Source organism: Streptomyces sp. BE303, assembly GCF_036290945.1.
GTDB lineage: Bacteria > Actinomycetota > Actinomycetes > Streptomycetales > Streptomycetaceae > Kitasatospora.
Genome location: NZ_JAQYWZ010000182.1, coordinates 1 through 2,380, shown reverse-complemented (window position 1 = coordinate 2,380; position 2,380 = coordinate 1). Strand labels below are relative to the sequence as shown.

At 70.1% G+C, this 2,380-nt stretch carries 3 protein-coding genes; all 3 read left to right on the top strand.

What is annotated here, in order from left to right:
- The coding region (locus tag PUR56_RS01065; protein ID WP_443034418.1) for an ABC transporter permease at positions 1 to 441 on the top strand (441 nt) is incomplete at its 5' end.
- Between the two features lie 135 nt (positions 442 to 576).
- Positions 577 to 1,389 (top strand): DeoR/GlpR family DNA-binding transcription regulator, encoded by an 813-nt coding sequence (locus tag PUR56_RS01060; RefSeq protein WP_329874333.1) that lies wholly within the window; start codon positions 577 to 579, stop codon positions 1,387 to 1,389.
- 507 nt (positions 1,390 to 1,896) lie between these two features.
- Positions 1,897 to 2,163 (top strand): hypothetical protein, encoded by a 267-nt coding sequence (locus tag PUR56_RS01055; RefSeq protein WP_329874335.1) that lies wholly within the window; start codon positions 1,897 to 1,899, stop codon positions 2,161 to 2,163.
- Positions 2,164 to 2,380 lie beyond the last annotated feature (217 nt).

Below are 2,380 nucleotides of genomic sequence, written 5' to 3'. Positions count from 1 at the left end.
GTCCACATCCTCCTCAAATACACCGACATCGGCCGCAACCTCTACGCCATCGGCGGCAACGACACCGCCGCCCGCCTCGCCGGCATCAACATCAACAAATACCTCATCGCCGTCTACGCCCTCATCGGCACCGTCGCCGCCCTCGCCGGCATCCTCCTCACCGCCCGCACCGGCTCCGGCCAACCCGTCTCCGGCAGCGAAGGCCTCGAACTCAAGGCCATCACCGCCGCCGCCCTCGGCGGCGCCGCCCTCAAGGGCGGCAAGGGCGGCATCGGCGGCACCCTCCTCGCCGTCGCCCTCCTCGGCTGCCTGGAGAACGGCCTCACCGTCCAGGGCATCAACTCCTTCTGGCAGAACGTCGCCCAAGGAGCCCTCCTCGTCGCCGCCGTCGTCATCCAGCAACGCCGCAACGGCGAACGCGCCGTCGGACTCCCCGCCTGACGCGTGAGGCATGAACTCCTCTCCCACACAAGACAGTTCCGTTATTGTTACATGCTCAACACCGGGGGGACGGCGGCACCGAGCCGCCGGTAGGCACCCGAGAACCCGCCAGCCGAAACGGCCGCCCAACGCGGCATGATGAGTCGGAGTGAGATCGTGGACGACACGGGGCTGCTGGCACCGCAGCGAAGAGCACTCATCCTCGACCGCGTGCGCCGCGACGGATCCGTACGGGTGGCAGAGCTCGCCGACCGGTTCGGCGTCTCCGACATGACCGTGCGCCGGGACCTGGAAGTCCTGGCCCGCACCGGTGCGATCGAGAAGACCTACGGCGGAGCCGTCGTCAGCACGCTCCTGGAAGAACCCGCCTTCGAGGCGAAGTCCCAGTGGGAACCGTCAGCCAAGGAGGCCCTGGCGCGCGCCGCCGCGGCTCTCGTCGAGCCCGGAAGCGTCGTCGCGGTCGGGGCGGGGACGACTACGTTCGCCGTGGCCCGGCACCTGCTCGACATCCCCGATATCACCCTGGTGACCAACTCCCTCCCGGTCGCCAACCTGGTCCGCACCGCCACGGAGAAGTCCGGCAGCGCACCCGCTCTGCTGCTCACCGGGGGAACGCCCACCCCGTCGGCCGCGCTCGTCGGCCCGCTGGCCGACCAGACGATCAGGTCCCTGCACGTGGACGTCCTGATCATCGGGGCGCACGGGATCTCGGAACGGGCCGGGCTCACCACCCCCAACCTGGCGGAGGCGCAGACCAACCGGGCACTGATCGCCTCGGCACACGAGGTGGTCGTCGTCGCCGACCACAGCAAGTGGAACATCGTCGGCCTCAGCGCCTTCGCAAGCCTGTCGGAGATCCACTACTTCGTCACCGACGGTGAACTGGACCCGGCCGCACAGCTGGTGCTGAACGAGACCACCGGTCGACTCGTCCTCGCACAGATCTGACGGGGCCGTCGCGTAGGCCCGGACCTGAATGGTCGGTATCTCCCCCTCATCCGGGCCGGAATCAGACGGCGCCTCCGAGCCACGGGAACCGCGCGCGGCAGCCCGCATCGTGCTTCACGCCATCAACGGCATCGGAGCCGGTCACCTGGCCCGCCAGACCGCGCTGGCCCGCCACCTGCGGGCGCGACAACCCGGTTTGGACCCGGTCATCCTCGGTTCCGGCCCCGCCGTGGACGAGGTCTGTGGCGAAGTACCGGTGATCGAGGTCCCCTCGATGGGACGAACGGGGCGGTACCGCAGCGAACCGGCCCGCCCCGACATGCTGGCCGCCATCACGGCGATGACGCACACGGCACTCGCGGGCCTGCGGCCCAGGGTGGTCGTCCACGACACCCCAGTCCCAACCCGGACGGCAGAGCGGACGGCGGCAACGGGTCCTACGGCCGCATCGGACTGCCCCGCGCGCGCTTCGACGCGCTCGGCGGGTACGACGAGCAACTGCTCCCGATGGGCTGCCAGGACCTCGACCTGATGAACCGGGCCAAGGCCCGCGGAACGCGCGTCGTCCGAGCATCCCAGCAGGCGCCGTTCGCCATTCGCAACACGGATGCCGACAAGGTCCGGCACACCGGAAGTCCCCTGAGCTGGCACGACATGTGGCAGCAGAACATCCGCCGGACCGAGGAGAACCTGCGTGCCGGCCGACTCACGGTGAACCACGGCCGCACCCCCGTCCAGGTCCTGCTCAACTTCACCCGGTCGGTGGAAGTCTGACCCCGGTCCGGCGACGCACCCAGCCGTGCGGCACGCCGGCGGCGGGCGCCGGCACGGGACCGCGCTCACTGATCACTCGAACCTGCGGCGAAGGCTCGTAGCAGGGTGTTGCGGCCGTGGGGCGGAACCGACCACAGGGCGTGTCCTCGCAGGCCCCAGCCGTGCAGGAGGCTGTTCGCGGCGGCAAAGCCGGTGGTGGCTGCGCGTTCCATGAGGG